The organism is Octadecabacter sp. R77987 (assembly GCF_042466115.1).
GTDB lineage: Bacteria > Pseudomonadota > Alphaproteobacteria > Rhodobacterales > Rhodobacteraceae > SW4.
Genome location: NZ_JAXHBQ010000001.1, coordinates 305,819 through 331,832, shown reverse-complemented (window position 1 = coordinate 331,832; position 26,014 = coordinate 305,819). Strand labels below are relative to the sequence as shown.

Below are 26,014 nucleotides of genomic sequence, written 5' to 3'. Positions count from 1 at the left end.
TCTTAGTGTCCTGTCATTTTTATCGCTTCGCCCGCGCGTACCCGCGCCAGCCTGTCCGTGTCCAGCACGGTATCTAGTGTCATCGTGGCATTTTGCAGCCCGTCGTGGGCCGACATTTTGTCCAACGTGGCGGCAACCACGCGGGCCATGTCCATAAAACCGATCTCGCCGCCGATAAACCCGTCCAGCGCGCGTTCCTTGGCGGCGTTGAAGGCCGCGCCTGTGAGGCCCCCTTCCTCCATCACCCGCGCCGCAAGCGCCAGCGCAGGATAACGCGCGTGATCCGGCGCGCGGAAATTCAGCTGGCCGATCTGCGCAAGATCAAGGCGGGCAACGGGCAGGTCGCGGCGATCCGGCCAGTGCAACGCATAGCCGATGGCATGGCGCATATCGGGCGGGCCAACGTGGGCCATCAGCGCACCGTCGTTGAACCCCACAAGCGCGTGGATCAGGCTTTCGGGATGCACGATGGTTTCGATCTGGCCGGGGAGGACGCCGAAAAATTCCTTGGTTTCAATCAGTTCCAAGGCTTTGTTAAACATGGATGCGCTATCAATGGTGATCCGCTGGCCCATGTCCCAGTTTGGGTGGCTTGACGCCTGTGCGACTGTCACATTGTTCAATGTTGCAATCGGACGGTCACGAAAAGCGCCGCCGCTGGCGGTAATGATAATGCGTTCGACGGCTGCGATGTCCTCGCCGACCAAGGCCTGAAACACCGCCGAATGCTCGCTATCCACGGGCAGAATGCGCGCGCCGTGATCGGCGGCATGTTGCATCAGGATCGGGCCGGCGGTCACGAGCGATTCCTTATTGGCCAGCGCAAGGGTGCTGCCCTGTTCCAGCGCGGCCCAGCCCGGCGCAAGGCCCGCCGCCCCGACGATGGCCGACATGATCCAGTCGGCGGGTCGGCTTGCCGCCTCTTGCAAGGCGGACGCGCCGCTGGCCGCCACAACGCCACTGCCCGCCAAAGCATCGCGCAATGCATCCAGTTGGGACTCGTCAGAAACCACTGCAACTTCGGCGCGTAACGCAATGGCATCACTCGCTAATTGTGCCACATTGCGCCCACCTGTCAGGGCCACCACATCATAGGCGTCCGCGTCGCGCCTGATCAGGTCAATCGTGCTTTGCCCGATGGACCCGGTCGCGCCCAGAATGCTGATCCGTCGCGTCAAAAGGCGACCCCGGGCACGTTGAACAGGTCAGCCAGCGCCAGCATGAACAAGGACGCCCCCAGTAGCGCATCAAAGCGGTCAAACAACCCGCCGTGCCCCGGAATCAGGGTTGAACTGTCCTTGACCTTCATCCGCCGTTTCAACGCGCTTTCGCCGATATCGCCCATCTGGCCCGCGAACGACAGGACCATGGAAATCGGCACGATATGCCAGGTGGCATTGGTCATCTGCATGAATATCAGGCCCACGACAGCAGCGGCGATCCAGCCCGCGACGGTGCCGCTCCAGGTCTTTTTCGGGCTGACCTTGGGCCAGAATTTCGGCCCGCCCAGCATCCGCCCAGCGAAATAGCCGAAAATATCGGTGACAATCACAACCAGCACCAGCCACAGCAGCCATGTGAACCCATAATCAATCCGGAAATGCACCAGCCCCCAGCCTGCAATCTGGATCGCAAGGGCAAAGATAAAGAAGGTCAGCCGTTCATGGGGCAAGGCCAGCGCGCCGATGATCGGCACGATCAGGAACAGCACCAGAAATTCATAGCTCGCCGTGGTCGCAAAGACCTGCGCGGACAGGATACTGGCCACGGCCGCGGCCAGCAGCATGCCCGATGTCGCCGCCTGGGGGCGGATCATCTGCCACAGTTCCCAAACCATCACAGCCGTGACAAAGACCGCCAGCATCTGGAACCAGATACCGCCCGCGATGATCGCACCAACCCCGATCACGGCCATCGCTGCGCCCGATGCAAGACGCACCGTCAGATCGCCCCATTTGGGGTCGATTGCAGGTTTATCTGTCATATCAGGCCTTTACCCCGCCAAAACGACGATCCCGCGCGCCAAATCCTGCCAGAACCTTGGCAAATTCCGCCGGTGTGAAATCGGGCCAAAGGGTGTCGACAAATTCGTATTCGCTATAGGCCGTCTGCCACAGCAGAAAATTGCTGACGCGCGCCTCGCCGCTGGTGCGAATGACCAGATCAGGGTCGGGCAGCACATGGGTATCCAGATATTTCGCCAGTGTTTCGGCATCCACATCCTTGTGGGTCAGCTTGCCCTGCTCGATGTCATAGGCAAGGCGTTTGGCAGCACGGGTTACTTCATCGCGCCCGCCATAGTTGATGGCCACTGTCAAATGCACACGGTCATTGCCTGCGGTCAGCAGTTCCAACTCGTCCATCAGCGCGACCAGCTTGTCATCAAGGCGCACACGGTCGCCAATGAACCGCACACGCACGCCGTTTTTTAGCAGGGCCTGCGCCTCGCGCTCGATATAGCGGCGGAACAGTTTCATCAGGCCGGCGACTTCGGTCTGGGTGCGTTTCCAGTTTTCCGTCGAAAAGGCAAAGATCGTCAGGTATTTGACACCCAGATCGGGGCAGCTTTCAACGATGTCACGCACACGTTTCGCGCCCGCGTGATGACCAAACAATCTTGGCCGTCCGCGTTGGGTTGCCCAGCGACCGTTGCCGTCCATGATAATGGCGACATGGCGCGGGCCGGTCTGGTTCGTGTCCTTGGCCATGTGAACGTGGCCTCCTAGTTACGCGATCAGGGCCATGCCCCTGCCCGTTCTGGCTTAGACTTGCATGATCTCGGCTTGCTTTGTCTCAAGGTTGTCGTCGATCTGCTTGATGTAGGTGTCGGTCAGGTCCTGCACTTCGGATTCCCAGAACTTCTGGTCGTCCTCGGACAGACCATCACCCTTGGCCTTCTTGATCTGGTCCATCCCGTCGCGGCGCACGTTGCGCACGGACACGCGGGCATGTTCGGCGTAGCTGCCCGCGACTTTGGTCAATTCGCGGCGGCGTTCCTCGTTCAGTTCCGGGATCGGCAACATGATGATCGTGCCGTTCAGCTGCGGATTGATCCCCAGCCCGGATTCGCGGATCGCCTTTTCCACCTTGCCCACAAGGCCCTTGTCCCAGACGTTAATCGTGACCATGCGCGGTTCGGGGACGTTGACGGTGCCAACCTGATTGATCGGCGTCATCGCCCCGTAGGCGTCCACCATCACCGGCTCCAGCATCGAAGACGACGCGCGCCCTGTGCGCAAGCTGGCAAATTCGGTGCGCAGATTGGCGATTGCACCATCCATGCGGCGGGTCAGATCATCGGTATCAAGGATAAAGTCGTCGGACATGAGTATCGCTCTTTTTGCCTGTGTTGCCCTGCTATAGCCGCTTGGCGGGGGATTTGTATAGAACAGGCGTGCAGTTCTTGCGGAAATTTGCGCGCACTATTGCGGGAAACGGCACGCACCCGGTTTCATCTCGCCAAAAATACCTGCCCCGCAGGGGCCGCCGCGGGCCACTAGTCCTTCACGGTCGTGAACGTCCCCGACCCGTCCAGAATACCCTTGAACCCGCCCGGTTCGTCCAAGCTGAAAACCACGATCGGCAGTTTGTTTTCGCGCGCCAATGCGATGGCGCTGGCGTCCATCACACCCAGATGCTGCGCCAGCACCTCGTCATAGGTGATCGTGTCATAGCGTTTCGCATCGCTGTGTTTGGCGGGGTCTTTGTCATAGACGCCATCGACTTTGGTGCCTTTGAAAATCGCCTCGCAGGCCATTTCGTTGGCGCGCAGGGTCGCGGCGGTGTCGGTGGTGAAATAGGGGTTGCCGGTGCCGGCGGCAAAGATGCAAACACGCTTTTTCTCAAGGTGGCGCACGGCGCGGCGGCGGATATAGGGCTCGGCCACTTCGTCCATGCGGATCGCGGAAATGACGCGGGTGTGGATGCCCTGCCCTTCCAGCGCGCTTTGCATCGCCAGCGCGTTCATCACGGTCGCCAGCATCCCCATATAGTCGGCGGTGGTGCGCTCCATCCCCTGCGCGGACCCCTGAAGGCCGCGAAAGATGTTGCCACCGCCGATCACCATGCAGATTTCAACGCCCATGTCGTGAACGGTTTTGACCTCGCGGGCGATGCGTTCAACGGTGGGAGGATGCAGCCCGAACCCCTGATCGCCCATCAATGCTTCGCCCGAAATCTTGAGCATGACCCGTTCAAAAGTGACTTTTTCGGCGTCTGGCATCGGGCGGTCCTTTGGTTTGTTGCGGCAAGGGCCAAAATGTCGCAAACCGTGGTCCTGTTCAATGGCTCGTTGGCGGAAATGCGCAACGGGCCGCAAGTTTCTTGGCAAAGGCCCCTGATGATCGACCTGCGCAGCATTCCAAACGATGCCCCCGTGCTGATCTATGGCCCAACGGCCAGCGGAAAATCGGCGCTTGCCTTGCAGATTGCCGAGGCCGGCGGCGGGGTGATCGTCAATGCCGATGCCTTGCAGGTGTTTGATGGCTGGCGCGTGCTGACGGCGCGCCCCGGCGTGGACGACGAAGCCCGCGCACCCCACGCCCTTTATGGCCATGTGCCCTTTGATGCGCCCTATTCCGTGGGCCATTGGCTGCGCGATGTGACGCCCTTGGTGCAGGGCGGTGCGCGTCCGATTATTGTCGGCGGCACGGGTCTTAATTTTGCCGCCCTGACCCAAGGGCTGGCCGATATTCCCGCCACACCGCCGCCTGTGCGGGATTTGGCAAATACGGTGGGGCTGGATGACATGCTGGCCGCGCTTGACCCCGTTACCCTTGGCCGGATTGACCAGAACAACCGCGCCCGCGTGCAGCGCGCATGGGAAGTGCAGCAGGCCACGGGACGCAGTATTGCAGACTGGCAGGATAAGACGCCACCGCCGCTGTTGCCGCTGTCGCAGGTCACGGCGCTGGCGATGATGCCTGATCCCGACTGGCTGAACGACCGCATCGCGCGCCGCTTTGATCTGATGATCCGTGACGGCGCGCTGGACGAGGCGGCCGCGATGGAACCCCGATGGAACCCCGATCATCCTTCGGCCAAGGCGATTGGCGCGGCGGAACTGATCGCGCATATCCGTGGCGAAATTCCGCTAGAGAGGGCCTGCGAACTTGCCGTGATCGCCAGTCGCCGCTATGCTAAACGACAGCGCACATGGCTGCGCTCGCGGATGCAGGACTGGCAACAGATTTCCTTGCCAGCGCAGATGTGACCCGCTGACCCTATACGTTTTGCGATATTTCAACGCTTGATTCCCCGCAAAAACCGGTCCAGAGTTTCAAAATTCCAACCTAAGGCCGATCATGTCCGATACGACTCTTGCCCTTGCCCCTGTCGCGCAGAATGCCCATCACGGGCGCTGGCGCACCGAGGCCATGCGCAGCCACGCCAGCCCGCGGCTGATTTTCATCAACAAGGGTCAGGGCCGCATCACCGTGGCCGGATTGACCAGCGGCTATGGCCCGAACAATCTGATCTTTGTGCCCGCCCACACCATGTATGGTTTCGAGGTTGGCCCGACGGTGTTCGGGCAGATGGTAACGATTCCGCCAGCCATGGCCAGCGAATGGCCCGAGGATCACATGCATCTGCGTCTGCGCGATGTGGTCCAGCAAAAGGAACTGGCGGTGCTGTTTGACAATCTGGAGCGTGAACTCAAAAGCACCCGCCCCGGCCATTCCCGCGCGGCGCATTATCATGCGGGGCTGCTATCGGTGTTCTTTGAACGCCAGATCGCGGTGATGGAAACGACGGACACGCGCCACACGACTGCCGCCGCGCGGCTGGTTGCGGCCTATACCGATCTGATCGAGCGGGATTTTCGCCGCCACTACGGGGTGGCAAAATACGCCGCCGCGCTGGGCGTCACGCCCACCCACCTGACGCGCTGTTGCAATGCAAGCTGCGGAAAATCGGCGCTGGCAATCCTGAATGACCGCATCCTGTTCGAGGCCCGCATGATGCTGCGCCAGTCCAGGGCACCGGTGCGCCAGATCGCGGCTGACCTTGGCTTTACCTCGGCGGCGTATTTCACCCGCAGCTTTCAGGCGCAGGCGGGTATGACCCCCTCTGAATTCCGGCGCAAGGGTCCGATGTCGTCGCAGATAACCCTTTGAATCAAGTGCTATGACGCCGCAGCGCGGCACAGAAAGCCGCAGCGCAGCATCACGCGCACCAATGTGTTGATGTCGCTTTTGTTATATGCGAACGTCGCAAACGTGACGTCAAATGCCGAATGTGTGCATTGACCGGACCGCGAAAAACGTGCGCAATGCACGTCTGACGAAGGGGATGATTTGCTGCAACCGAAGTTGACAACATGCGGAGTTTGCGACCGCCCCAAAACTCACGAACAAAATAAATGTGTCACAGGGAGAAACGAATGACGCACCTAACCCTTAACGGCAAACCCGTGCATCCTGCTGCGGAAATCTACGTGCGCGATGCCAAGGCCGGCAAACTCAGCCGCCGCGAATTTCTGGCACGCACCACTGCACTGGGTGTCACATCGGCAGCGGCCTATGGCATGCTGGGCCTGTCCGCGCCAGTTCAGGCCGCCGCCCACGCACAGCAAGGCGGCACGATGCGCATGCAGATGGAAGTGCGCGCCCTGAAAGACCCGCGCGCCTTTGACTGGACACAGATGGCATTCGTCACCGCCGGTTGGCTGGAATACCTCGTGGAATACAACAGCGACGGGTCGTTTGAGCCGATGCTGCTGGCCGGTTGGGACATCAACGACGATGCGACCCAATACACACTGAACGTGCGCGAAGGCGTCAAGTGGAACAACGGCGACGATTTCACTGCCGACGATGTGGCGCGCGTAATCACCGACTGGTGTGACAGCAACGCCGAAGGCAACTCGATGGCCGGTCGCTTTGCTGCGTTGATTGATGCAGACAGCGGTGTCGCCATTGACGGTGCTATTGTGGTCGTCGACGCCAATACCGTGCAGTTGAACCTGCCCAAGTCCGACATCACCCTGATTGCGGGCATGTCCGATTATCCGGCGGCTGTCTATCACGCTTCGATTGATCGCGAAGATCCGTCGCGCACCCCCGTTGGCACCGGCCCCTACACGATCGAAAGCAACGAAGTTGGCGTCAAGGCCGTCCTCGTGCGCAATGAAGGTCACGAGTGGTGGGGTTATGCGGCTGGCAAGGGCGCCTATCTGGACCGGATCGAATACATCGACTACGGCACCGACCCCTCTGCGTGGATCGCAGCGGCTGCGGCTGACGAAGTTGACATGTTCTATGAAACGGTCGGCGATTTCGTTGATGTGGTCGAAGGGATCGGCTGGGAACGTTCCGAAGTTGCATCCGGTGCGACCATCGCGATCCGCCCCAACCAGGAAGCCGAAGTTGACGGCATGAAGCCCTATTCGGACAAGCGTGTGCGTCAGGCGATTGCCATGGCTGTCAACAACGAGGTCTGCCTTGAGCTGGGCTATGCCAACCGCGGGATCGTTGCACGCAACGCCCACGTTGGCCCGATGCACCCCGAATGGGCCGATGTGCCTGCGATGGCCTATGATCCCGAAGGCGCACTTGCCCTTCTGACCGAGGCCGGCATGCAGGACTTCGAGATGGAAATCTCGTCGATCGACGATGACTGGCGCAAGAACACGACCGATGCCGTTGCCGCGCAGCTGCGCGACGCCGGTTTCAACGTCAAGCGCACGATCATCCCCGGCAGCACGTTCTGGAACGACTGGACGAAGTATCCCTTCTCCTCGACCAACTGGAACCACCGCCCGCTGGGCACGCAGATTCTGGGTCTGGCCTATCGTTCGGGCGAAGCCTGGAACGAAGCCGCGTTCTCCAACGCCGAATTCGATGCCCTGCTGGACGAGGCCAACGCGATCCCCGATGCGGATGCCCGCTCTGAGGTGATGGCCAAGCTGCAGGCGATCATGATCGACGAAGGCGTGACGATCCAGCCTTACTGGCGTTCGCTTTATCGCCACGCCAAGCCGGGTTTTGTCGGCTGGGATATGCACATCGCCTATCTGCCGCAGATCTACAAGATCGGCATGGCAGCCTAAATCAGATCAAGGCCGCCCGAACCCTCGGGCGGCCTTTTTCGACACAAGCCACAAATCAGATCGTGCGGCATGAACCGCGCGGCATAGCCAACCGACGACAGGGGCTTTTATGGGACTGTTCATACTACGACGCCTTGGGGTGATGATCCTCACGGCGCTATGCCTGACCTTCATTGTGTTCTGGCTGACCAATCTGGGTCCGAACCTGGAAAAACTCGCCAAAACGCAAGGCAACGCGCGGATGTCCGACGAGGCCGTGGTGTCGTGGCTGGAAAGTCGCGGTTACGCACAGCCCATCCCTGTCAAATACGGCCAGTGGCTGGGAATCCTGCCCGGTTACGTGATCGAAGGGCGTGACGGGGAAACCCGTGCGCGCTGCGCCGAGGGGCGCACCCCGACCGAGGACACCGCGCGCTTTTGCGGCATCCTGCAAGGGCAATGGGGCCAATCAACGGTATTCAAGGACGAAGTGGGCAGTATCATCGGCACACGCCTGGGCCTGACGGGCAAGTTGATGTTCTGGGTCATGATGCTGATGGTGCCGGGCGCGCTGATCATCGGCGTTTTGGCCGGTATGCGCGAAGGGTCGCGGCTTGACCGGTCCCTGTCCACGGTTTCAATCGTGTCCACGGCGACGCCGGAATATGTATCGGGTGTTGTGTTCATCTCGGTCTTTGCCACGGCGACCTTCGGAATGCAGTGGTTCAAGGGCACGGCGACATCGGCGATGGACGATGCCAACTTCGAGAATTTCTTTCTGCCGGTGCTGACCATCGCGCTTTATGGCATGGGCTATATCGCGCGGATGACGCGGGCCTCGATGACCGAAGTGATGAATGCGCAGTTCATTCGCACGGCCCGCCTCAAGGGCGTCAGCTTCCCGAATATCGTGATGAAACACGCGCTGCGCAACGCGCTGATCGCGCCGTTTACCGTGATCATGCTGCAGTTCCCGTGGCTGCTGAACGGCGTTGTCATCGTCGAGACCCTGTTCAACTACAAGGGCTTTGGCTGGACGCTGGTGCAAGCCGCAAGCAACAATGACATCGAACTTTTGCTGGGCGTTTCTGTCGTCTCAGTGATCGTGGTTCTGGTGACGCAACTGATTTCCGACATCGGTTACGTGTTCCTTAATCCACGCATCAGAATTTCGTAAAGGGGCAGGATATGGAAATGCTTAGCTGGACAGGCTCTCTTGGAACCATCCTCAACCCGATTGCGCAGGCGCTGTTTGTCGCCTTTGCGGTGGCTGTTGTGGCGCAAGTCGTCATGGGCTTTTTCGCCGCCGAGGTGAAATTGCAATCCAACACCGACGGCACGCTGATGAAACGCGGCGGTGCCCTTGGCATGGTGGAAAACGCCGTCAAATGGCTGTTTCTGGCGCTGGTCGTCGTGGCGCTGGCCTATATCATCGGCGGGCTGTTGATGCCCTACGGCGATGGCGGCATCCTTGGCGCGATGTCCAAACGGTTCATCCCCGTCTGGATTGCGCTGGTGGCGACCTTTGCACTTTCGATCACGTTCAAGCGCCGCCTTGGCCTTTACGGCAAACTGTTTGACAGCATGATCGGGATGATCGGTTTTGCGCTGGTGATGTTCTGGGTGTTCACGGCGATTTTCGTCGGCATGTTTGACATGATCGCCACGCACGATCCACTGGCCCAGATTTCCGGCATCAAGAACAAGGTGCCCGGCACGCCGGTGCCCGAAGTCTCGGCCGAGGGGCTTTATCCGCACTACCTGCTGGGCGGTGACAACCTTGCGCGCGACATCTTCAGCCGCGTGGTGCAGGGGTCGGTGATCGTGATCATGATCGCACCGCTGGCAACGATCTTTGCCTTCATGGTGGGGATCACGCTGGGCCTGCCCGCCGGATACTACGGCGGCAAGCTCGACACGATCCTGAGCTTCCTTGCCAACCTGATCCTCGCCTTCCCCGTGATCTTGCTGTTCTACCTTCTGGTCACGCCGGAAATTGTCGCAACAGGGCTGCCCAACTTCATGGGTGCCTTCCTGTTCCTGTTCCCGCTGATCTTTTTCGGTGTGTTGATCCATTCGCGCTTCCGCACGCAACCCGGCAAGAACATGGTGTATCTGGCCGTGGTCCTGATCCCGCTGGTGTGGATTTATCTAAGCGTGATCAGCCAGTCCGGTTCGCCGCTCAATATCTGGCCTGCCGCGCTTGATCTGATCGACATTCCGGGCGGCATTCTGGTGGTCTTCGTGTCGGTTGTGTTCGTGAACAGCCCGACGGTGTTTCGTATCGTGCGCGGCCTCGCGCTGGATATCAAAACCCGCGACTATGTGGCCGCCGCGCAAACCCGTGGTGAAGGGCCGTGGTATATCATGCTGTGGGAAATCCTGCCCAATGCCCGTGGTCCGCTGATCGTCGATTTCTGTCTGCGCATCGGCTATACCACGATCCTGCTGGGCACGCTGGGCTTCTTTGGCCTTGGTCTGCCGCCCGAAAGCCCTGACTGGGGCAGCACGATCAACGAAGGGCGCAAGCTGCTGCTGATCTATGTCCACCCTGCCATGCCCCCTGCGATTGCCCTGCTGTCGCTGGTGCTGGGTCTGAACCTGTTGGCCGATGGCCTCCGCGAAGAAAGCCTGAAGGATTAAGCCATGACAACTTGGGATTATGACGGACCGATCCTCGAGATCGACAAGCTCTCGATCAGCTTTTTTACGCGGCTGCGGGAAATTCCCGCCGTGATGGATTTTTCCGCGACCATTCAACCGGGCGAGGCTTTGGGCCTTGTGGGTGAATCGGGCTGCGGCAAATCCACCGTGGCGCTGGGGGTGATGCAGGATCTGGGCGTGAACGGGCGCATTGTTGGCGGGTCGATCAAGTTCAAGGGACGCAATCTGAACGAGATGACAACCGAGGAACTGCGCGACATTCGCGGCAGCCAGATCGCGATGATCTATCAGGAACCCATGGCCTCGTTGAACCCTGCGATGCGGATCGGCAAGCAGTTGATGGAAGTGCCGATGATCCACGAAGGGATCGGCGAAAAAGAGGCCTATGACCGCGCGTTGGAGGTGGTCACGGATGTGAAACTGCCTGACCCCGCGCGCATCCTGAACTCCTTTCCGCACCAGCTTTCGGGTGGGCAGCAGCAGCGGATCGTCATCGCGATGGCGCTGATGTCCAAACCGTCCCTGCTGATCCTGGACGAACCCACCACGGCGCTTGACGTGACCGTCGAGGCCGCCGTGGTAGAACTGGTCAAGGATCTGGGCAAGAAATACGGCACGTCGATGCTGTTCATCAGTCACAACCTTGGTCTTGTGCTGGAAACCTGCGACCGCATTTGCGTGATGTATTCCGGCGAAGCGGTGGAACGGGGCAGCATCGAAGACGTGTTCGACGAAATGCAGCACCCCTATACGCAGGCGCTGTTCCGCTCGATCCCGCTGCCCGGTGCCGACAAGAACGCGCGCCCGCTGGTTGCCATTCCCGGCAACTTCCCCCTGCCCCATGAACGCCCGCAGGGCTGCAATTTCGGGCCGCGCTGCGACTATTTTCAGGAAGGCCGCTGTGATCAGGGCCAGATTTTCATGACGCAAATCCATGGAAATGACCGCCATCAGTCGCGGTGTTTGCGCCACGAGGAAATTGACTGGAACGCGCCCATCACCGTGGCGAAAGCCAAGGAAAAAGGCGCAATCGGCAAAGTGGTCCTGTCGATGGACAACCTCAAGAAATACTACGAGGTCTCGGCCAGCGCGCTGTTTGGCGGGGCCAACAAGAAAGTCGTCAAGGCCAATGAAACCCTGTCGTTCGAGGCCCATGAAAGCGAAACGCTCGCCATTGTGGGGGAATCCGGCTGCGGCAAGTCGACATTTGCCAAGGTGCTGATGGGGCTGGAAACCGCGACCGAGGGCAAGATCCTGCTGGACGGTCAGGAAATTCAGGACACCCCGATTGAACAACGCCGCACGAACACTGTTGCCGATGTGCAGATGGTGTTCCAGAACCCGTTTGATACGCTGAACCCGTCGATGACGGTGGGCCGCCAGATCATGCGGGCGCTTGAAATCTTTGGCATTGGCGCCAATGACGGTGAACGCCGCGACCGGATGCTGAACCTGCTTGATCTGGTCAAACTGCCCCGCGCCTTTGCCGACCGGATGCCGCGCCAGCTGTCGGGTGGGCAGAAACAGCGTGTCGGGATTGCGCGCGCCTTTGCGGGCGGTGCGCGGATTGTGGTGGCGGATGAACCTGTGTCGGCCTTGGACGTGTCCGTGCAGGCCGCCGTGACTGATCTGTTGATGGAAATCCAGCGCGAGGAAAAAACCACGCTGCTGTTCATCAGCCATGACCTGTCAATCGTGCGCTACCTGTCGGACCGCGTGATGGTGATGTATCTGGGCCATGTTGTGGAACTGGGCAGCACCGATCAGGTGTTCAGCCCGCCCTATCACCCCTATACCGAGGCCCTGCTGTCGGCCGTTCCCATCGCCGACACCAAAGTGCAGAAAAAGCACATCGTGCTTGAGGGTGACATTCCATCGGCCATGAATCCGCCATCCGGTTGCCCGTTCCAGACCCGTTGCGGCTGGAAAGGCAAAGTGCCCGGCAACCGCTGCGAGACAGATGTGCCAGAGGTGCGCACACTGGCCCAAGGCCATCAGATCAAGTGCCACCTGAGCGACGAAGAACTGGCCAATATGGAACCGGTGATCAAGATCGCGGCCGAATGAACATGGGCGGCGCTACCTCATTTGATACATGAGGTTCGCCGCACACGGCCCTGATATTGAACGGAAAATTAGCTTCCGAACTGGAACGAAATGATCCGCATTTCGTCCTGTTCCTTGACGATCACAAAGGTCGCGGGGATCACGCCACCATCGGCGCGTGTATAGGTGCCGGTCAACCGCGCCACCCCGTTTTCAACGTTGCGCGTGTTGAAATAGTAGGCGCCGCCGTCCTCCCACAGGCCCAGATCCTGCATCATGGTCACGAATTCGGCCTCGCTGATCTGGTCACGGGTCGCCAGCGCCAGCATGCCATAGGCTGCCGCACCGTCGCCGTTGGCCAGTGCCACACCTTGGTCCTTGACCACATCAACGTAAGGTTGGGTCAGGCGGATCACCAGAAACACGATCCCGACAATCAGCGCGACAAACAGCGAAACGCCCAGCAAGACATAGGGCCAGACACCCTTCATCAGCTGCCCCAGATGATGCGCACGTAATTGCGCGTCTCGCGGAAGGGCGGCACGCCGCCGTGGCGCTGCACGGCACCGGGGCCGGCGTTATAGGCCGCAAGGGCCAGACGCCACGAGCCGAACTCCTCGTATTGCTGGCGCAGGTAGCGCGCCCCGCCGTCAAGGTTTTGGTAAGGATCGTGCGGGTCAACGCCCAGCACGCGCGCCGTTGCGGGCATCAGTTGCGCCAGTCCCAAAGCACCCGCATGGCTGCGCGCGCGCGGGTTCCAGCGGCTTTCCTGATGCACAAGGCGCAAAAACAGGTCTTCGGGCACGCGATTGCGCCGCGCGGCACTGCGCGCCATATCAAGGTAGGGACCGGCATAGCGCCCGTTGTATTGCGGGCCTGTTCCGGCGGCTGACGGGATTTCCACGGTGGGCGGCTGCAGGCGCACGGACCCCGCATATTGCGCCGCCGCACGTCCGTCGAGAACTTCAAGCTGCGAAGAAAACAACGCCGTGCGCGACCGCGTCGACAGCGAATCCGCCGAGACCGCAGTCGAAAGCACAAGGGCAGCACCCACCCCGACACCGATCATCTTGAACATTTCTGTCCCCCAACATGTTGCGTGAAAGTTAATCCACCTTGTGGATAATATCCAGCGATAGATGATTTTGCGCCCGCAATCGGGGTGATTATCCTTTCATTCACCATTCTGGAGTGTTGTAACTTGCACAGGAATTATCGGATTCGTTTGGGAGACACGCACATGGCCGGATCAGTCAACAAAGTCATTCTTATCGGCAATCTGGGCCGCGACCCCGAAGTGCGCACATTCCAGAACGGTGGCAAGGTCTGCAACCTGCGTATCGCCACCTCGGAAAACTGGAAGGACAAGAACACCGGCGAACGGCGCGAGAAAACCGAATGGCATTCCGTGGCGATTTTCCAGGACGGCCTTGTGCGGATCGCCGAGCAGTATCTGAAAAAGGGCTCCAAGGTTTACATCGAAGGCAAGTTGCAAACCCGCAAGTATCAGGCACAGGACGGGTCTGACCGCTATAGCACCGAGGTGGTCTTGCAAGGCTATGACGGCACGCTGACCATGCTGGACGGGCGCAGCGAAGGCGGCGGTGGTGGCGGTTATATGGCTGACCAATCGGGCGGTGGTGGCGGTAGCTACGGCGGCGGCGGTTCGTCCTCGGGCGGCGGCTATGACAGCGGCCCCTCCGGCGGCGGCGACATGGACGACGAAATTCCGTTCTAAAACTCGCAACCGCAAACAGTTCAGGGGCTGGAGAAATCCGGCCCTTTTCTTATGTAACGTGGGTCTTGACCCACCTTACCCCCGCAAATTCAACGCATCGCGCAGCACGCCCAACACCTTATCGCTTGGCACATCCGCGGTGACAAAAGCATCGCCGATCCCGCGCGCGAGGATGAAGCGCAGTTTGCCATCCACAACCTTTTTATCCTGACCCATCAGGTCAAGCAGGGCTTCCGCATCGGGCAGATCACCGTCGATATCGGCCAGATCAACCTTCATGCCCATCGCGCGCAGATGGGCACGAATGCGACTGGGATCTTCCTGGCTGCAAAGGCCCATGCGCGCCGACAGTTCGAACGCCAGCGCGCAGCCGATCGCCACGCCTTCGCCGTGCAGCAGGCGGTCACCATAGCCCGTTGCGGCCTCGAGCGCGTGACAAAACGTATGCCCAAGGTTCAACAACGCGCGGTCGCCCTGTTCGGTTTCGTCACGCTGGACGATTTCGGCCTTCATTTCGCAGGACCGTTTGACCGCCTGCACCCGCGCGACCATGTCGCCCGCGGCCAGTGCGGGCCCCTGCGCTTCAAGCCAGTCGAAAAACGCGGCATCGCCCAGAAGCCCGTATTTCACCACCTCGCCGTAGCCCGACAGGAAATCGCGCGCCGTCAGCGTGCCAAGGGTGGCCGTGTCAGCCAGCACCAGACTGGGCTGGTGAAACGCGCCGATCAGGTTCTTGCCAAGCGGTGAGTTGATGCCGGTCTTGCCGCCTACCGAACTGTCCACCTGTGCCAGCAAGGATGTGGGGATTTGCACAAAACGCACGCCGCGCCGCACAACGGCAGCGGCAAAGCCGGCCAGATCGCCGATCACCCCGCCGCCAAAGGCGATAACCACATCACCACGTTCGACCTTTTGCGCGATCAGCCATTCGACCGTGCGGCTGAACTGGTCCCAGCCTTTGGTTGCTTCGCCCGGCGGCAGGATCAGCGCCTCGGATGCGATCCCGCCCGCGCGCAGGCCATCCCGTAAGCTGCGCATTTGCGCGGCGGCCACGTGTTCGTCCGTGACGATCACCACCCGTTTGCGCGTCAGCAAGGGTGCGATCAGGTCTCCGGCCTGTGCCAGCAATCCGGGGCCGATCAGGATGTCATATTCACGCCCCGGCAGGTCCACGCGAACGGTTTCACGGCGTTGGGTCATGGGACACCTTCAAGATATCGGGCCGCGTGACGAGCGCGTCAATCACGCGGTCGGTCATCTCGGCGATGGAATAGCTGCGTTCCGAGCGCACATGCAGGTCGGCCAGTTCGTAAATCGGTTTGCGCGCCTCGAAAAGCCCCGCAAGCGTGGCGCGCGGATCGGGCGTGCGCAGCAGCGGGCGAGTATTTTTGTGGCGCACACGGTCCCACAGCACATCCAGATCGGCATTCAGCCAGACCGATATGCCCTGCTTGGAAATGGCTGTGCGATTGCGCTGCGCCAAAAATGCCCCGCCGCCCGTTGACAGGATGCACGGCGCGCCGCGCAGCAGGCGCGCGATCACTTCGGCCTCGCGGTCGCGAAAGAACGCTTCGCCGTCACGGGCGAAAATCTCGGCGATGCTGGCATTGGCGGCGGTTTCCAGTTCCGCGTCGGAATCAAGAAACGGCGCCCCCAGACGCGCCGCCAGCGCCCGCCCGATGGCCGATTTCCCACAGCCCATCAGCCCGACCAGCACGACCGTGCGGCGCAGGTCGTAATGTGGCGTTCCCGTGGTCATGGCCTGCCTGCCATTTCGTTCCCTCGCACGTGTTCATTTTATCGGCGCAGTGCCGCCTAATGAAATATTTCACAACTGAATGGCGTGATCTTGCGCAAAAGGCCATATATAAACCCGATCAAGGTGGCAAATCAGGCCGCCATTTGGGGCAAAGGCATAAGGATGGACCAAAGATGTGGCGTTTGATCAAACTTTTGCTGTTTCTTGTGGTTCTGGCCGCGGTCGCGCTGGTCGCTTATGCTTATATCGGCCCTGTGTTTTTTCCGGCCGATTTTGCGGCCCCAAGTGAAGTGGTGACCAAGCCGGTCACGCTAGGTGTGGATTAGGTATGCGATTATGTGCGGCAGGTATGTTGATTTTGGCGGCAGCAAGCCCCGCATTCGCGCAAGACGACGGCCCGCTTTCGGCGATTGACTGGTTGTCTGACAGTGTGACGGCCCCCATCGTGACGTCATCCCAAAGCCCGTCCCCCGTTGTCGATCCCGATGAACCGCCCGTGGCCGAATCCGCCCTGACGCCCGAAGTGTCCGTCTCCCGTCTGGACAGCCCTTCGCCCGATCGTGTGGGCCTGTTGCCCCCGGATGTGACAGGGTTTCCCGCCGATCTGTGGCGCGGCAGTTCCGAGGACACTGTTGTGACCCTTGTGCAGGCACAGCGCGTTGACAGCCTGCCGGCGATGCAGGCGCTGCTGCGCAATCTGCTGTTGGCCGAAGCCGACGCGCCCTTGGGGGCCGGCCCCGATGGACGCCTGTTCATCGCCCGCGTGGACAAACTGCTGGACATGGGCGCGCTTGATCCCGCGCAGGCGCTGCTGCGGGCCGCCGATCCTGACAGCCCGGCCCTGTTTCGCCGCTGGTTTGATGTATCCCTGCTGACAGGGACCGAGGATGCGGCCTGCACCATGATGCGCAGCCGCCCCGATGTGGCGCCAACTGCGGCGGCGCGTATCTTTTGCCTTGCCCGCAACGGGGACTGGTCGGCGGCGGCGCTGACCCTCAATACCGGTCGCGCCCTTGGCGATATTTCGGACGAGGAGGACATGTTGCTGTCCCGCTTTCTTGATCCGCAACTGTTTGAAGGCGAACCGCCGCTGACCGCGCCCACGCGCCCCACGCCGCTGGTGTTCCGCATGCGCGAAGCCATCGGCGAGCCCATGACCGTGGCCGGATTGCCCCGCGCCTTTGCCCATGCCGATCTGCGGTCCACCACGGGCTGGAAGGCCCAGCTTGAAGCCGCCGAACGCCTTGCCCGCAACGGCGCGATTGATGCCAACCAGCTTTTTGGCACCTATATGGCGCGCCGTCCTGCCGCGTCCGGTGGTGTTTGGGAGCGGGTGTCTGCCGTGCAACGCCTTGATCGCGCTTTGGAAAGCGGTGACGTGGATGCTGCGGCTACGGCCCTGCCCGCCGCCTGGGATGCGATGCTTGAGGCGCAGATCGAAACGGCCTTTGCCACTGAATTCCAGCCGCGCCTGTCGGCAATCGGCCTGACGGGGGACAGTGCCACCCTTGCCACCGAAATCGGCTTTTTGTCGCCCGCATACGAATCCGTGGCCCTTGCGGCGACGCTGTCCGGCCAGCGCGATATCTTCCTACACGGCGTTGCGCGCGGTGATCTGTCCGATGTGCGCGCGGCCGGTCCGAAACAGGCGGCTGTTCTGGCCGCCTTTACCAGCGCCACGCCTGACCCCGACCTGATGGAGATGGCGCAGAACGGCCAGTTGGGCGAGGCTGTGTTGCGCGCGATGGCCGCCTTTAACGAAGGGGCTGTATCCTCGCCCACAGATGTGCGTGATGCACTTGCGTTCATGCGCGCTGTGGGGCTTGAGGATTTCGCCCGCCGTCTGTCGCTGGAATACCTGATCCTGACGCGCCAGTCATGACAGCGCCCGCCGATATGGCCCGCTGGGTGCAAACCTTTCTTGAAGCGCAGGCCGCGGAACTGGACGCGGCCAGCAACACCCAGCTTGCATATGCGCGCGACTTGCAGGATTTTGCCGGATGGCTGGGCCATCGCAAGTTGCACTTTTCAAGTGCCACCCAGGACCACGTCGAGGGCTATCTGATTGATTGCGAGGCCCAGGGGCTGGCCAAATCCACCCGCGCGCGGCGCCTGTCGGCTATCAAACAGCTGTTTCGTTTCGGGTTCGAGGAAGGCTGGCGCGGCGATAACCCTGCGATCCAGATCAAGGGGCCGGGGCGCGACAAACGCCTGCCCAAAACACTTGAGATTGCCGAAGTTGACCGGCTGATTGCCGCCGCGCGTGACAGCGGTGCGGATACGGCGCGCAACACCTGCCTGATGGAACTGCTTTATGCCACGGGGATGCGTGTCACCGAACTGGTATCCCTGCCCGTCAGCGCCGCACGTGGCAATCCGGCGATGCTGCTGGTGCGCGGCAAGGGCGGCAAGGAACGGATGGTGCCGCTGTCCCCGCCCGCGCGTGTGGCGATGGCCGATTGGCTTACCGCATGGGACGCCGCGCAGGACCTGGCCAAATCCAAAGGCATCCCGCCCGCGCGATTCCTCTTTCCGTCACGGGGCAAGGCGGGCCACCTGACCCGCCACCGGTTCTATACGCTGATCAAGGAACTCGCCCTGCGCGGTGGTGTGTCCCCGGCCAAGGTCACGCCCCATACCCTGCGCCATGCCTTTGCCACGCATCTTTTGGCGGGCGGCGCGGATTTGCGCGCGATCCAGACCATGCTGGGCCACGCCGATGTGGCGACCACGGAAATCTATACCCATGTGCTGGACGAACGGCTGCGCGATCTGGTTCTCACGCATCACCCGCTGGCAAAGGATGACGACGCATCTTGAAGCGCGCGCGCCCTGCCCCCATAACATGACCATCATGTTTAGGACCTCCCATGTTATTTGACGCTGCTTTCTGGATCACCGCCGGTGCGATCTTTGTTCTTCTGGTGATGTCGGGGTTCTTTTCCGGCTCGGAAACCGCACTGACGGCGGCGTCGCGCGGCAAGCTGCGTTCGGCTGCGGGCAAGGGAAACAAGGGGGCCGAACGCGCGCTGCATATCACGGACGACAGCGAAAGGCTGATCGGATCGGTCCTGCTGGGCAACAACCTTGTGAACATTCTGGCCACGTCGCTGGCCACGGCCCTGTTCACGCGGCTGTTTGGCGAAAGCGGCGTGGCACTGGCGACCTTGGTCATGACCCTGCTGGTGCTGATCTTTGCCGAAGTTCTGCCCAAGACATATGCGATCACCAATCCCGAACTGGCCGCGTCCCGCGTGGCCCGTCCGATCAGCGTGATCGTGATGCTGTTCGCGCCCGTTGTGGCGGCGGTGCGGGTTCTGGTGCGCGGTGTCTTGCGGGTGTTTGGCGTGCAAACCGACCCCGACAGCAACATTCTGGCCGTGCGCGAGGAAATCGCCGGCGCGCTGCATCTTGGCCATTCCGAAGGCGTGGTCGAAAAAGAGGACCGCGACCGGATTTTGGGCGCGCTTGATCTGTCGGCCCGCACGGTCGAGGAAATCATGCTGCACCGGTCCAGCATCGCGATGATTGATGCGGCCTTGCCCGTGTCCGATATCCTGCGCCTGTCGTTGGAAAGCCCGCATTCGCGCCTGCCCCTCTATCGTGACGAGCCTGAAAACATCGTCGGTATCCTGCATGCCAAAGACCTGTTGCGCGCGATGCACAAGATGCTGGGTGACGGGCGGATCGAACCGCACGAGATGGAAAGCTTTGACATTCTGACCGTGGCGATGCCGGCCTATTTCGTGCCCGAAACCACGACGCTGGACGACCAGATGCGCCAGTTCCTGCGCCGCTCCACGCATTTTGCGCTGGTGGTCGATGAATATGGCACCCTGCAAGGGCTGATCACGCTTGAGGACATTCTGGAAGAAATCGTCGGCGAGATCACCGATGAATTTGACACCGACGAGGAACAGACCATCACCAAAGGCGATGATGGCAGTTATGTCGTTGATGGCGGCATGACGATCCGCGATCTGAACCGCGCGACCGACTGGACCCTGCCTGACGACGAGGCCAATACAATCGCCGGTCTGGTGATCCACGAAGCGCAGATGATCCCGACCACGGGGCAGGTTTTCAGCTTTCACGGCTTCCGGTTTGAAGTCGTCGAAAAAGAGGAAAACCGGCTGGTGTCCCTGCGCATTCGCCCGCTTTAAGCGCCAAGTGATCCGATAGCGTTCGCTATCAGGCGCGCAGGAACAGAGAGCTGGACAGGTGGCGCACGGCCACAAGTTGCGGCATGACTTATTCGCGCGCAGCGTCAAGCGCGCCCGCCTGCACTTGGGCCCCGTCAAGGAAATTGGTCGCAAGCGTCTCGACCTTGCCCACGGCAAAGCCCTGTGGGCGTGCTGTCACCTGTTCGGGCTACGCAAAAGTGACCGCGAATAACCTCGCCGACATCGCAAGCGCCAGAAACTGCTGTGCTGCCAGCGCCCAAAGCGCGGTTTTGCCCGCGTGTTCGATCAGCGGCCTTTGAACAACCCGCCGAAAATGCCGCGGATGATGCGTTTGCCGGTAGTGCCTTTCAACTCGGACACGACGACTTTTGTCAGGCTTTCGGCAATGCTGTCATCAGCGCGGTGGCGGCTCGACCATGGACGGGATTTGCCGCTTGTCTTAGTGGTTGTCCTGCCCCCACCGCCGTCGTAGCGGCGGGCGTTTTGAAACTCGCGCGCTTCGTCCTCGGCCTCTTTTTTCTCGGCGGCTTCGGCTTCTTCGGCGGCGGCCTGTGATTTCTTCATCAGCATTTCAGCAGCGCTTTCGCGATCCAGCCGTTCATCGTATTTGCCCGCCATGGGCGATGCAGCCATGATCGCGGCGCGTTCGGCCACAGTGATCGGCCCCAGTTGCGAGGACGGCGGGCGGATCAGCGTGCGTTGCACGATCCCCGGCACGCCCTTGTTTTCCAGCATTGACGTAATTGCCTCGCCGGTGCCGACATCGCGGATCGTGTCGGCGGTATCGAATGCGGGGTTGGGGCGGTAGGTGTCGGCGGCCTGACGCAGCGCCTTTTGATCGTTGGCCGTAAAGGCGCGCAGGGCGTGTTGCACGCGGTTGCCCAGCTGGCCCAGCACATCTTCGGGCACATCGGCGGGGTTCTGGGTGATGAAAAACACGCCCACGCCTTTTGACCGGATCAGGCGCGCGACCTGTTCGACCTTGTCCACCAGCGCCTTGGGGGCATCGTCAAACAGCAGGTGCGCTTCGTCGAAAAAGAACACCAGCTTGGGTTTGTCGGGGTTGCCCACTTCTGGCAGTTCCTCGAACAGTTCCGACAGCAGCCACAACAGGAACGTCGCATAAAGGCGCGGGCTGCCCATCAGCCGGTCAGCGGCGAGGATATTGACACTGCCCCGCCCGTCCGCGCCAACGCGCATCATATCGGCCAATTCCAGCGCGGGTTCGCCGAACAACTGCGCGCCATTCTGGTTTTCCAGCACCAGCAACGCGCGCTGGATCGCCCCCACGGATGACGCGGCGACATTACCGTAGCGCAGCGACAGGTCCTTGGCGTTCTGCCCGACCCAGACAAGCAGCGCCTGTAGATCCTCAAGATCCAGCAACGGCAGCCCTTCTTCGTCGGCCACGCGGAAGGCGACGTTGAGCACACCTTCCTGCGCCTCGGTCAGTTCCAGCAGGCGCGACAGCAGCAGCGGCCCCATTTCCGACACGGTGGCGCGGATCGGGTGGCCCTGTTCGCCCAGCAAATCCCAGAATGTGACCGGAAAGCTGTCGTATTGCAGATCAAGACCGATAGTCGCGGCGCGTTTCATGAAGGGTTCGTGCAACTTGAAATCGGCGCTGCCGGAATTGGCAAGACCTGACAAGTCGCCTTTGACGTCCGACAGGAACACCGGCACACCCGCCGCCGAAAACCCTTCGGCAAGGATTTGCAGCGTGACGGTCTTGCCGGTGCCGGTGGCCCCCGCAATCAACCCGTGGCGGTTGGCATAGCCCAGCAACAGGTTCTGCGCCTCGGCGTAACCGGCCCCGCCGCCGCCAATGAAAATTCCGTCACTCATCCCTGATCCCGTCCTTTGTTGCGTAAACCTGCGTGAAACGTCTCGCGGCAAAATACATTCTTAACCATTCCATGCCAGTCTAAACATGCCCGCGTCCCAATGTCCTCCGGGAAACGGGCTGACAACCTCCCTGTCAGACTTGCCGCGCCTTCGGGCGCGGTTTTTTTCACTAAACCAAGCGGTTTAGCAGGCAAATTCCCCGAAAATTTCCGGTTGACGGTGCGTTTCGCTTTGCGTAGCGTCACGGTAATAAGTCGGCCAAGTCCGATAGGGAGATTGGAAAAAGGGTGCGCATCTGCGGCCCTTTTTCTCGTTTCATGGTGCAAGGATTTGTGATCGGCAATCGCTTGCCAGTGCTGCATTTCCCACTGACACGCCGTAACACCCATGTTAACTGACCCCGACAACAACCGAGTGGACCAGATTATGCGTAATACATTGATGCCCCTTTCATTGGCCCTGCTGTTGGCACTGGGTGCCCCCCTTGCCGCGCAGGAAACAACCGAAGACGCGCCTGCAACCGAAGAACCGGCAACCGACGCCCCCGCCGAGGAGGCCCCTGCCGATCCAGAAGCGTTTGACATGGGCACACCGATCCCCGCCGAGGACCTTGAGCCGGGACAGCCCTTTGTGGCGGCGGTGTTTGGCGACTGGTCGCTGCGCTGCGTGAACAACCCCGACGGCGCCGATCTGTGCACACTGTATCAATTGCTGATGGATCAGGACGGCAATTCGGTTGCGGAAATCGGCCTTATTCCCCTGCCCGATGGTGGCGAAGCAGCCGCCGGTGCCACGATCGTTGCGCCAATGGAAACCCTGCTGACAGCCAACCTGCGCATGTCGATTGATGGCGGTCAGGCGCGCATGTATCCCTTCACCTATTGTTCGGAACGCCCCGCGTCGCCGATGCTGTCGTCTGGCTGCATTTCGCGGATCGGCTTTACCGCCGCCGACATCACCCAGTTCAAGGCAGGCAATGCCGCGAAACTGACGATTGTGCCTGCGGTGGCCCCCGATCAGCGCGTCGAACTGACAGTTTCGCTGACGGGCTTTACGGCTGCGATGGACGCCGCGACAAACGGTATCCCTGAATAGGCGACCCCGCCAGATCACACCGGAACGCCGCCTTTCGGGGCGGCGTTTTGCGTTTCAAGCCGCGCGCAGGGCAAGCACCGCGTTCAGCCCGCCAAAAGCAAAGGCGTTGGACAGCACCACTTCTACAGATGCGTCCCGCGCGACGTTTGGAACAACGTCCAGCGCGCATTCGGGGTCGGGTTCCATGTAGCCGATTGTCGGCGCGATCACCCCGTCGCGCAGCGCCATGATACAGGCCAGCAATTCCACCGCCCCCGTGCCGCCGATCAGGTGACCGTGCATGGATTTCGTGCTTGATATCATCAGCTTATCCGCATGCGGGCCGAACACATCCGCCACCGCCGCGCTTTCGGTCTTGTCATTGGCCGCCGTGCCGGTGCCATGGGCATTGATATAGCCGACCTCGTCGCGATTCAGGCCGCCATCGCGCAACGCCCCCGCAATCGCGCGTGCCGCGCCCTGTTTGCTGGGCATCACGATGTCGGCGGCGTCCGAGGTCATGGCAAAGCCGACGACCTCGGCCAAAATCTCGGCACCGCGTGCAATGGCATGATCGCGGTCCTCGAACACGAACACGCCCGCGCCTTCGCCCTGCACCATGCCGTTGCGGGTGGCGCAAAACGGGCGGCAAGCATCCTTGGACATCACGCGCAGGCCTTCCCATGCCTTGACCCCGCCAAAGCACAGCATCGCTTCGGACCCGCCGGTGATCATCGCCGTGGCCATGCCCGAGCGGATCATCTGAAACGCCTGCCCCATCGCATGATTGCTTGAGGCGCAGGCGGTTGACACCGTGAACGACGGGCCGCGCAGGTTGTATTGCATCGCCACATGGCTGACGGCGGCATTGTTCATCAGTTTGGGCACGATGAAGGGGTGCACGCGGTTTTTGCCTTCTTCGTAAACGGCACGATAGTTTTCATCCTGCGTGTTCAGCCCGCCGCCGGAATTGCCAAGGATCACGCCCGAGCGATCGGCCAACTGCCCCGTAAAGGTCAGCCCCGCCTGCCCCAGCGCCTGCTGCGTGGCCAGCAGGGTGAACTGGGTAAACCGGTCATAAAGGGCGATCTGCTGGCGATTGAAATGCGCATCTTCATGGTAGTCACGCACCTGCCCGCCAATTTTCACGGCCAGCCTGTCCACATCACGAATATCGAGCGGGCCGATGCCACAGCGCCCTTCGGCCATGGCGGCCATCGTGCTGGCCACGTCATGCCCCAGCGCATTGATCGTGCCGGCACCGGTGATGACAACCCGCTGCGCCATTGCCTAGGATTGATCCTTCACAAGGGTTTCCACGGCCGCAATGATCGCAGCCACGGACGAGATATCGAACGCGCTGTCGCTTGGGTCATTGGCGTTGAAGGGGACGTTGATATCAAAGGCTTCTTCAATCGCGAAAATGCTTTCGACCAGCCCAAGGCTGTCGATCCCCAAATCGTCAAGCGTATGATCGGGTTTCACGTCACTTGGTTCGATCAAGGCCTGCGCGGCCAGAATGCGCGTCACATTTTCTGCAATGGTCATCCAGACACCCCAAAAACAAGTTGCAGGTGATGTAGTCACTCTGCCCGTTCAATGAAACAGCTATTTGTCGGTTTGTGGTTTGCGCGTCAGGCGGCGCAGCGCCTTGTAACTGGCAATGCTTTGATCCATGCGTTGGGCCGGATACCCCAGCAAGACCTTGCCAGCAGGCACATTGGACAGGATCATCGTGCCCGCGCCCGTCACCACATCATCGCCAATGGTGTGATGATCGCCAACGCCGGTTTGCCCCGCCAGCACAACGCGATTGCCGATCACGACCGATCCGGCGATGCCGGTCTGGCCACAAAGCAGGCAATCCTCGCCCACCGTGACGTTGTGACCGATATGCACAAGGTTGTCGATTTTCGTGCCGCGCCCGATGCGGGTGGCGCGAATGGTGCCTGCGTCAATCGTGCTGTTGGCGCCGATTTCCACATCGTCGCCAATTTCAACGCCACCAAGCGAATGGATCTTGTGCCATTCGCCTTTTTCAGGCGGCGTCAGCTTTTTGCACCCGCCCGTGGCCTTGGCCTGTTCCGGCCCGGACACGCCCTCAGTGACAAAGGAAAACCCATCAGCACCAATCACCGCGCCCGACTGGATCACCACACCCTGCCCGATGGTCACGCGCGGTCCGATCCGTGCGCCCGAATGGATGGTTGCATTATCGCCGATCAACGTGCCTGCACCGATGCTGACATGGCTGCCGATCCGCGCACCGGCCTCGATCCGCGCGCCTGCGGCAATATGGGTAAAGGGGCCGATGCTGCAATGTGCGCCGATCCATGCGCCGTCCGTGACGGAACTGGGGTGAATATCGCCCACCGCCGAAAACGCGGGCTGCGCGTCGATCATTTGCGTCAATCCCGCCATCGCAAGCCGTCCGCGCGGCGCGATGATCGCGGCCTGCAGCCCCGCCGCCTGCCAGTCGGTATCGGGCAGGATCACGGCGGCGCGGGCATGACCCGTTGCCAGATCGGCAACAAATGCGGGCGACAGCGCCAGCGCCAGATCATCCGGCCCCGCCATCGCAGGTTCGGCCGCACCCGTGATGGAAATGGAAACGTCGCCAAAGGCTTGGGCCCCCAGCGACGCTGCGATTTGTTCAATTGTATAGCTCATGGCGC

26 protein-coding genes are annotated in these 26,014 nt (G+C 61.0%); 12 read left to right on the top strand and 14 right to left on the bottom strand.

The features are described from left to right. Positions 1 to 2: 2 nt before the first annotated feature. From dxr to pyrH, 5 genes are all read right to left on the bottom strand, one after another. Positions 3 to 1,178 (bottom strand): 1-deoxy-D-xylulose-5-phosphate reductoisomerase, encoded by a 1,176-nt coding sequence (dxr, locus tag SJY21_RS01675; RefSeq protein ID WP_377505270.1) that lies wholly within the window; start codon positions 1,176 to 1,178, stop codon positions 3 to 5. Beyond that, a complete protein-coding gene (locus tag SJY21_RS01670; RefSeq protein ID WP_377505267.1) occupies positions 1,175 to 1,984 on the bottom strand; it encodes a phosphatidate cytidylyltransferase in 810 nt (269 codons plus the stop codon). Before SJY21_RS01670 ends, dxr begins: the two co-directional genes overlap by 4 nt. 1 nt (position 1,985) lies before the next feature. Further along, positions 1,986 to 2,708 carry a polyprenyl diphosphate synthase gene (gene uppS / locus SJY21_RS01665; protein WP_377505264.1) on the bottom strand — a complete coding sequence of 241 codons (723 nt, stop codon included), beginning with the start codon at positions 2,706 to 2,708 and terminating at the stop codon, positions 1,986 to 1,988. A 54-nt stretch (positions 2,709 to 2,762) separates the two neighbouring features. Further along, a complete protein-coding gene (gene frr, locus SJY21_RS01660; RefSeq protein WP_377505261.1) occupies positions 2,763 to 3,326 on the bottom strand; it encodes a ribosome recycling factor in 564 nt (187 codons plus the stop codon). 170 nt (positions 3,327 to 3,496) lie between these two features. Then, a complete protein-coding gene (gene pyrH, locus SJY21_RS01655) occupies positions 3,497 to 4,222 on the bottom strand; it encodes a UMP kinase (protein WP_377505258.1) in 726 nt (241 codons plus the stop codon). A gap of 117 nt (positions 4,223 to 4,339) precedes the next feature. On the opposite strand from pyrH, the gene miaA reads away from it, so the two are divergent. The 6 genes from miaA to SJY21_RS01625 all read left to right on the top strand — a co-directional run bounded on the left by miaA (position 4,340) and on the right by SJY21_RS01625 (position 12,760). Then, positions 4,340 to 5,212, top strand: a complete 873-nt coding sequence (gene miaA, locus SJY21_RS01650) for a tRNA (adenosine(37)-N6)-dimethylallyltransferase MiaA (RefSeq protein ID WP_377505255.1) — start codon at positions 4,340 to 4,342, stop codon at positions 5,210 to 5,212. Positions 5,213 to 5,303: 91 nt separating this feature from the next. Next, positions 5,304 to 6,116 carry an AraC family transcriptional regulator gene (locus SJY21_RS01645; RefSeq protein WP_377505252.1) on the top strand — a complete coding sequence of 271 codons (813 nt, stop codon included), beginning with the start codon at positions 5,304 to 5,306 and terminating at the stop codon, positions 6,114 to 6,116. Between the two features lie 266 nt (positions 6,117 to 6,382). Continuing rightward, positions 6,383 to 8,050 (top strand): ABC transporter substrate-binding protein, encoded by a 1,668-nt coding sequence (locus tag SJY21_RS01640; RefSeq protein WP_377505249.1) that lies wholly within the window; start codon positions 6,383 to 6,385, stop codon positions 8,048 to 8,050. A gap of 109 nt (positions 8,051 to 8,159) precedes the next feature. Next, on the top strand, positions 8,160 to 9,206 hold the full coding sequence (locus tag SJY21_RS01635; RefSeq protein WP_377505246.1) for an ABC transporter permease: 1,047 nt from the start codon (positions 8,160 to 8,162) through the stop codon (positions 9,204 to 9,206). A gap of 11 nt (positions 9,207 to 9,217) precedes the next feature. After that, positions 9,218 to 10,672, top strand: a complete 1,455-nt coding sequence (locus SJY21_RS01630) for an ABC transporter permease (protein ID WP_377505243.1) — start codon at positions 9,218 to 9,220, stop codon at positions 10,670 to 10,672. Positions 10,673 to 10,675: 3 nt separating this feature from the next. Next, a complete protein-coding gene (locus SJY21_RS01625; RefSeq protein ID WP_377505240.1) occupies positions 10,676 to 12,760 on the top strand; it encodes a dipeptide ABC transporter ATP-binding protein in 2,085 nt (694 codons plus the stop codon). Positions 12,761 to 12,828: 68 nt separating this feature from the next. Here SJY21_RS01625 and SJY21_RS01620 read toward each other — a convergent pair whose 3' ends face one another. Further along, complete coding sequence (locus SJY21_RS01620; protein ID WP_377505237.1) at positions 12,829 to 13,230, bottom strand: hypothetical protein; 402 nt, start codon at positions 13,228 to 13,230, stop codon at positions 12,829 to 12,831. Further along, entirely contained in the window at positions 13,230 to 13,817 is a 588-nt protein-coding gene (locus SJY21_RS01615) for a lytic transglycosylase domain-containing protein (RefSeq protein ID WP_377505234.1), read from the bottom strand. The genes SJY21_RS01620 and SJY21_RS01615 overlap by 1 nt, the downstream gene beginning before the upstream one ends. A gap of 162 nt (positions 13,818 to 13,979) precedes the next feature. Between SJY21_RS01615 and ssb the strand changes: the two genes are divergently transcribed. Next, positions 13,980 to 14,477, top strand: coding sequence for a single-stranded DNA-binding protein (ssb, locus tag SJY21_RS01610; protein WP_377505231.1), 498 nt, complete (start codon positions 13,980 to 13,982; stop codon positions 14,475 to 14,477). 75 nt (positions 14,478 to 14,552) lie between these two features. Here the strand turns inward: ssb and aroB are convergent, their stop codons facing one another. Both aroB and SJY21_RS01600 read right to left on the bottom strand, forming a co-directional pair. Next, complete coding sequence (gene aroB / locus SJY21_RS01605; RefSeq protein WP_377505228.1) at positions 14,553 to 15,677, bottom strand: 3-dehydroquinate synthase; 1,125 nt, start codon at positions 15,675 to 15,677, stop codon at positions 14,553 to 14,555. Beyond that, complete coding sequence (locus SJY21_RS01600; protein WP_377505225.1) at positions 15,661 to 16,236, bottom strand: shikimate kinase; 576 nt, start codon at positions 16,234 to 16,236, stop codon at positions 15,661 to 15,663. The genes aroB and SJY21_RS01600 overlap by 17 nt, the downstream gene beginning before the upstream one ends. Before the next feature lie 173 nt (positions 16,237 to 16,409). Between SJY21_RS01600 and SJY21_RS01595 the strand changes: the two genes are divergently transcribed. Genes SJY21_RS01595 through SJY21_RS01580 form a run of 4 tightly spaced genes read left to right on the top strand, consistent with a single transcriptional unit; the run spans position 16,410 to position 20,399 of the window. Then, positions 16,410 to 16,562 (top strand): hypothetical protein, encoded by a 153-nt coding sequence (locus tag SJY21_RS01595; RefSeq protein WP_377505222.1) that lies wholly within the window; start codon positions 16,410 to 16,412, stop codon positions 16,560 to 16,562. 23 nt (positions 16,563 to 16,585) lie between these two features. Continuing rightward, positions 16,586 to 18,118 carry a hypothetical protein gene (locus tag SJY21_RS01590; RefSeq protein WP_377505219.1) on the top strand — a complete coding sequence of 511 codons (1,533 nt, stop codon included), beginning with the start codon at positions 16,586 to 16,588 and terminating at the stop codon, positions 18,116 to 18,118. Then, positions 18,115 to 19,056, top strand: a complete 942-nt coding sequence (locus SJY21_RS01585) for a site-specific tyrosine recombinase XerD (RefSeq protein WP_377505216.1) — start codon at positions 18,115 to 18,117, stop codon at positions 19,054 to 19,056. The genes SJY21_RS01590 and SJY21_RS01585 overlap by 4 nt, the downstream gene beginning before the upstream one ends. A gap of 50 nt (positions 19,057 to 19,106) precedes the next feature. Further along, entirely contained in the window at positions 19,107 to 20,399 is a 1,293-nt protein-coding gene (locus SJY21_RS01580; protein WP_377505213.1) for an HlyC/CorC family transporter, read from the top strand. 306 nt (positions 20,400 to 20,705) lie between these two features. Here SJY21_RS01580 and SJY21_RS01575 read toward each other — a convergent pair whose 3' ends face one another. Beyond that, a complete protein-coding gene (locus SJY21_RS01575; RefSeq protein WP_377505210.1) occupies positions 20,706 to 22,265 on the bottom strand; it encodes a helicase HerA-like domain-containing protein in 1,560 nt (519 codons plus the stop codon). Further along, positions 22,262 to 22,654, bottom strand: a complete 393-nt coding sequence (locus tag SJY21_RS01570) for a hypothetical protein (protein WP_377505207.1) — start codon at positions 22,652 to 22,654, stop codon at positions 22,262 to 22,264. The genes SJY21_RS01575 and SJY21_RS01570 overlap by 4 nt, the downstream gene beginning before the upstream one ends. Positions 22,655 to 22,691: 37 nt before the next feature. Between SJY21_RS01570 and SJY21_RS01565 the strand changes: the two genes are divergently transcribed. Continuing rightward, positions 22,692 to 23,360, top strand: coding sequence for an invasion associated locus B family protein (locus SJY21_RS01565; protein ID WP_377505204.1), 669 nt, complete (start codon positions 22,692 to 22,694; stop codon positions 23,358 to 23,360). Positions 23,361 to 23,414: 54 nt separating this feature from the next. Here SJY21_RS01565 and SJY21_RS01560 read toward each other — a convergent pair whose 3' ends face one another. Genes SJY21_RS01560 through SJY21_RS01550 form a run of 3 tightly spaced genes read right to left on the bottom strand, consistent with a single transcriptional unit; the run spans position 23,415 to position 26,009 of the window. Continuing rightward, positions 23,415 to 24,626 (bottom strand): beta-ketoacyl-[acyl-carrier-protein] synthase family protein, encoded by a 1,212-nt coding sequence (locus tag SJY21_RS01560; protein ID WP_377505201.1) that lies wholly within the window; start codon positions 24,624 to 24,626, stop codon positions 23,415 to 23,417. A 3-nt stretch (positions 24,627 to 24,629) separates the two neighbouring features. Further along, the gene (locus tag SJY21_RS01555) at positions 24,630 to 24,887 is read right to left on the bottom strand and encodes an acyl carrier protein (RefSeq protein WP_377505198.1); all 258 of its coding nucleotides are present in this window, start codon (positions 24,885 to 24,887) and stop codon (positions 24,630 to 24,632) included. A 60-nt stretch (positions 24,888 to 24,947) separates the two neighbouring features. Further along, complete coding sequence (locus SJY21_RS01550; RefSeq protein WP_377505195.1) at positions 24,948 to 26,009, bottom strand: UDP-3-O-(3-hydroxymyristoyl)glucosamine N-acyltransferase; 1,062 nt, start codon at positions 26,007 to 26,009, stop codon at positions 24,948 to 24,950. Positions 26,010 to 26,014 lie beyond the last annotated feature (5 nt).

Bases quoted from the DNA above. Each gene is read 5' to 3' on its own strand.
- SJY21_RS01670 (WP_377505267.1), bottom strand. From the start codon at position 1,984: ATGACAGATAAACCTGCAATCGACCCCAAATGGGGCGATCTGACGGTG.
- uppS (WP_377505264.1), bottom strand. From the start codon at position 2,708: ATGGCCAAGGACACGAACCAGACCGGCCCGCGCCATGTCGCCATTATC.
- frr (WP_377505261.1), bottom strand. From the start codon at position 3,326: ATGTCCGACGACTTTATCCTTGATACCGATGATCTGACCCGCCGCATG.
- pyrH (WP_377505258.1), bottom strand. From the start codon at position 4,222: ATGCCAGACGCCGAAAAAGTCACTTTTGAACGGGTCATGCTCAAGATT.
- miaA (WP_377505255.1), top strand. From the start codon at position 4,340: ATGATCGACCTGCGCAGCATTCCAAACGATGCCCCCGTGCTGATCTAT.
- SJY21_RS01645 (WP_377505252.1), top strand. From the start codon at position 5,304: ATGTCCGATACGACTCTTGCCCTTGCCCCTGTCGCGCAGAATGCCCAT.
- SJY21_RS01640 (WP_377505249.1), top strand. From the start codon at position 6,383: ATGACGCACCTAACCCTTAACGGCAAACCCGTGCATCCTGCTGCGGAA.
- SJY21_RS01635 (WP_377505246.1), top strand. From the start codon at position 8,160: ATGGGACTGTTCATACTACGACGCCTTGGGGTGATGATCCTCACGGCG.
- SJY21_RS01630 (WP_377505243.1), top strand. From the start codon at position 9,218: ATGGAAATGCTTAGCTGGACAGGCTCTCTTGGAACCATCCTCAACCCG.
- SJY21_RS01625 (WP_377505240.1), top strand. From the start codon at position 10,676: ATGACAACTTGGGATTATGACGGACCGATCCTCGAGATCGACAAGCTC.
- SJY21_RS01620 (WP_377505237.1), bottom strand. From the start codon at position 13,230: ATGAAGGGTGTCTGGCCCTATGTCTTGCTGGGCGTTTCGCTGTTTGTC.
- SJY21_RS01615 (WP_377505234.1), bottom strand. From the start codon at position 13,817: ATGTTCAAGATGATCGGTGTCGGGGTGGGTGCTGCCCTTGTGCTTTCG.
- ssb (WP_377505231.1), top strand. From the start codon at position 13,980: ATGGCCGGATCAGTCAACAAAGTCATTCTTATCGGCAATCTGGGCCGC.
- aroB (WP_377505228.1), bottom strand. From the start codon at position 15,677: ATGACCCAACGCCGTGAAACCGTTCGCGTGGACCTGCCGGGGCGTGAA.
- SJY21_RS01600 (WP_377505225.1), bottom strand. From the start codon at position 16,236: ATGACCACGGGAACGCCACATTACGACCTGCGCCGCACGGTCGTGCTG.
- SJY21_RS01595 (WP_377505222.1), top strand. From the start codon at position 16,410: ATGTGGCGTTTGATCAAACTTTTGCTGTTTCTTGTGGTTCTGGCCGCG.
- SJY21_RS01590 (WP_377505219.1), top strand. From the start codon at position 16,586: ATGTTGATTTTGGCGGCAGCAAGCCCCGCATTCGCGCAAGACGACGGC.
- SJY21_RS01585 (WP_377505216.1), top strand. From the start codon at position 18,115: ATGACAGCGCCCGCCGATATGGCCCGCTGGGTGCAAACCTTTCTTGAA.
- SJY21_RS01580 (WP_377505213.1), top strand. From the start codon at position 19,107: ATGTTATTTGACGCTGCTTTCTGGATCACCGCCGGTGCGATCTTTGTT.
- SJY21_RS01575 (WP_377505210.1), bottom strand. From the start codon at position 22,265: ATGAGTGACGGAATTTTCATTGGCGGCGGCGGGGCCGGTTACGCCGAG.
- SJY21_RS01570 (WP_377505207.1), bottom strand. From the start codon at position 22,654: ATGGGTGTTACGGCGTGTCAGTGGGAAATGCAGCACTGGCAAGCGATT.
- SJY21_RS01565 (WP_377505204.1), top strand. From the start codon at position 22,692: ATGCGTAATACATTGATGCCCCTTTCATTGGCCCTGCTGTTGGCACTG.
- SJY21_RS01560 (WP_377505201.1), bottom strand. From the start codon at position 24,626: ATGGCGCAGCGGGTTGTCATCACCGGTGCCGGCACGATCAATGCGCTG.
- SJY21_RS01555 (WP_377505198.1), bottom strand. From the start codon at position 24,887: ATGACCATTGCAGAAAATGTGACGCGCATTCTGGCCGCGCAGGCCTTG.
- SJY21_RS01550 (WP_377505195.1), bottom strand. From the start codon at position 26,009: ATGAGCTATACAATTGAACAAATCGCAGCGTCGCTGGGGGCCCAAGCC.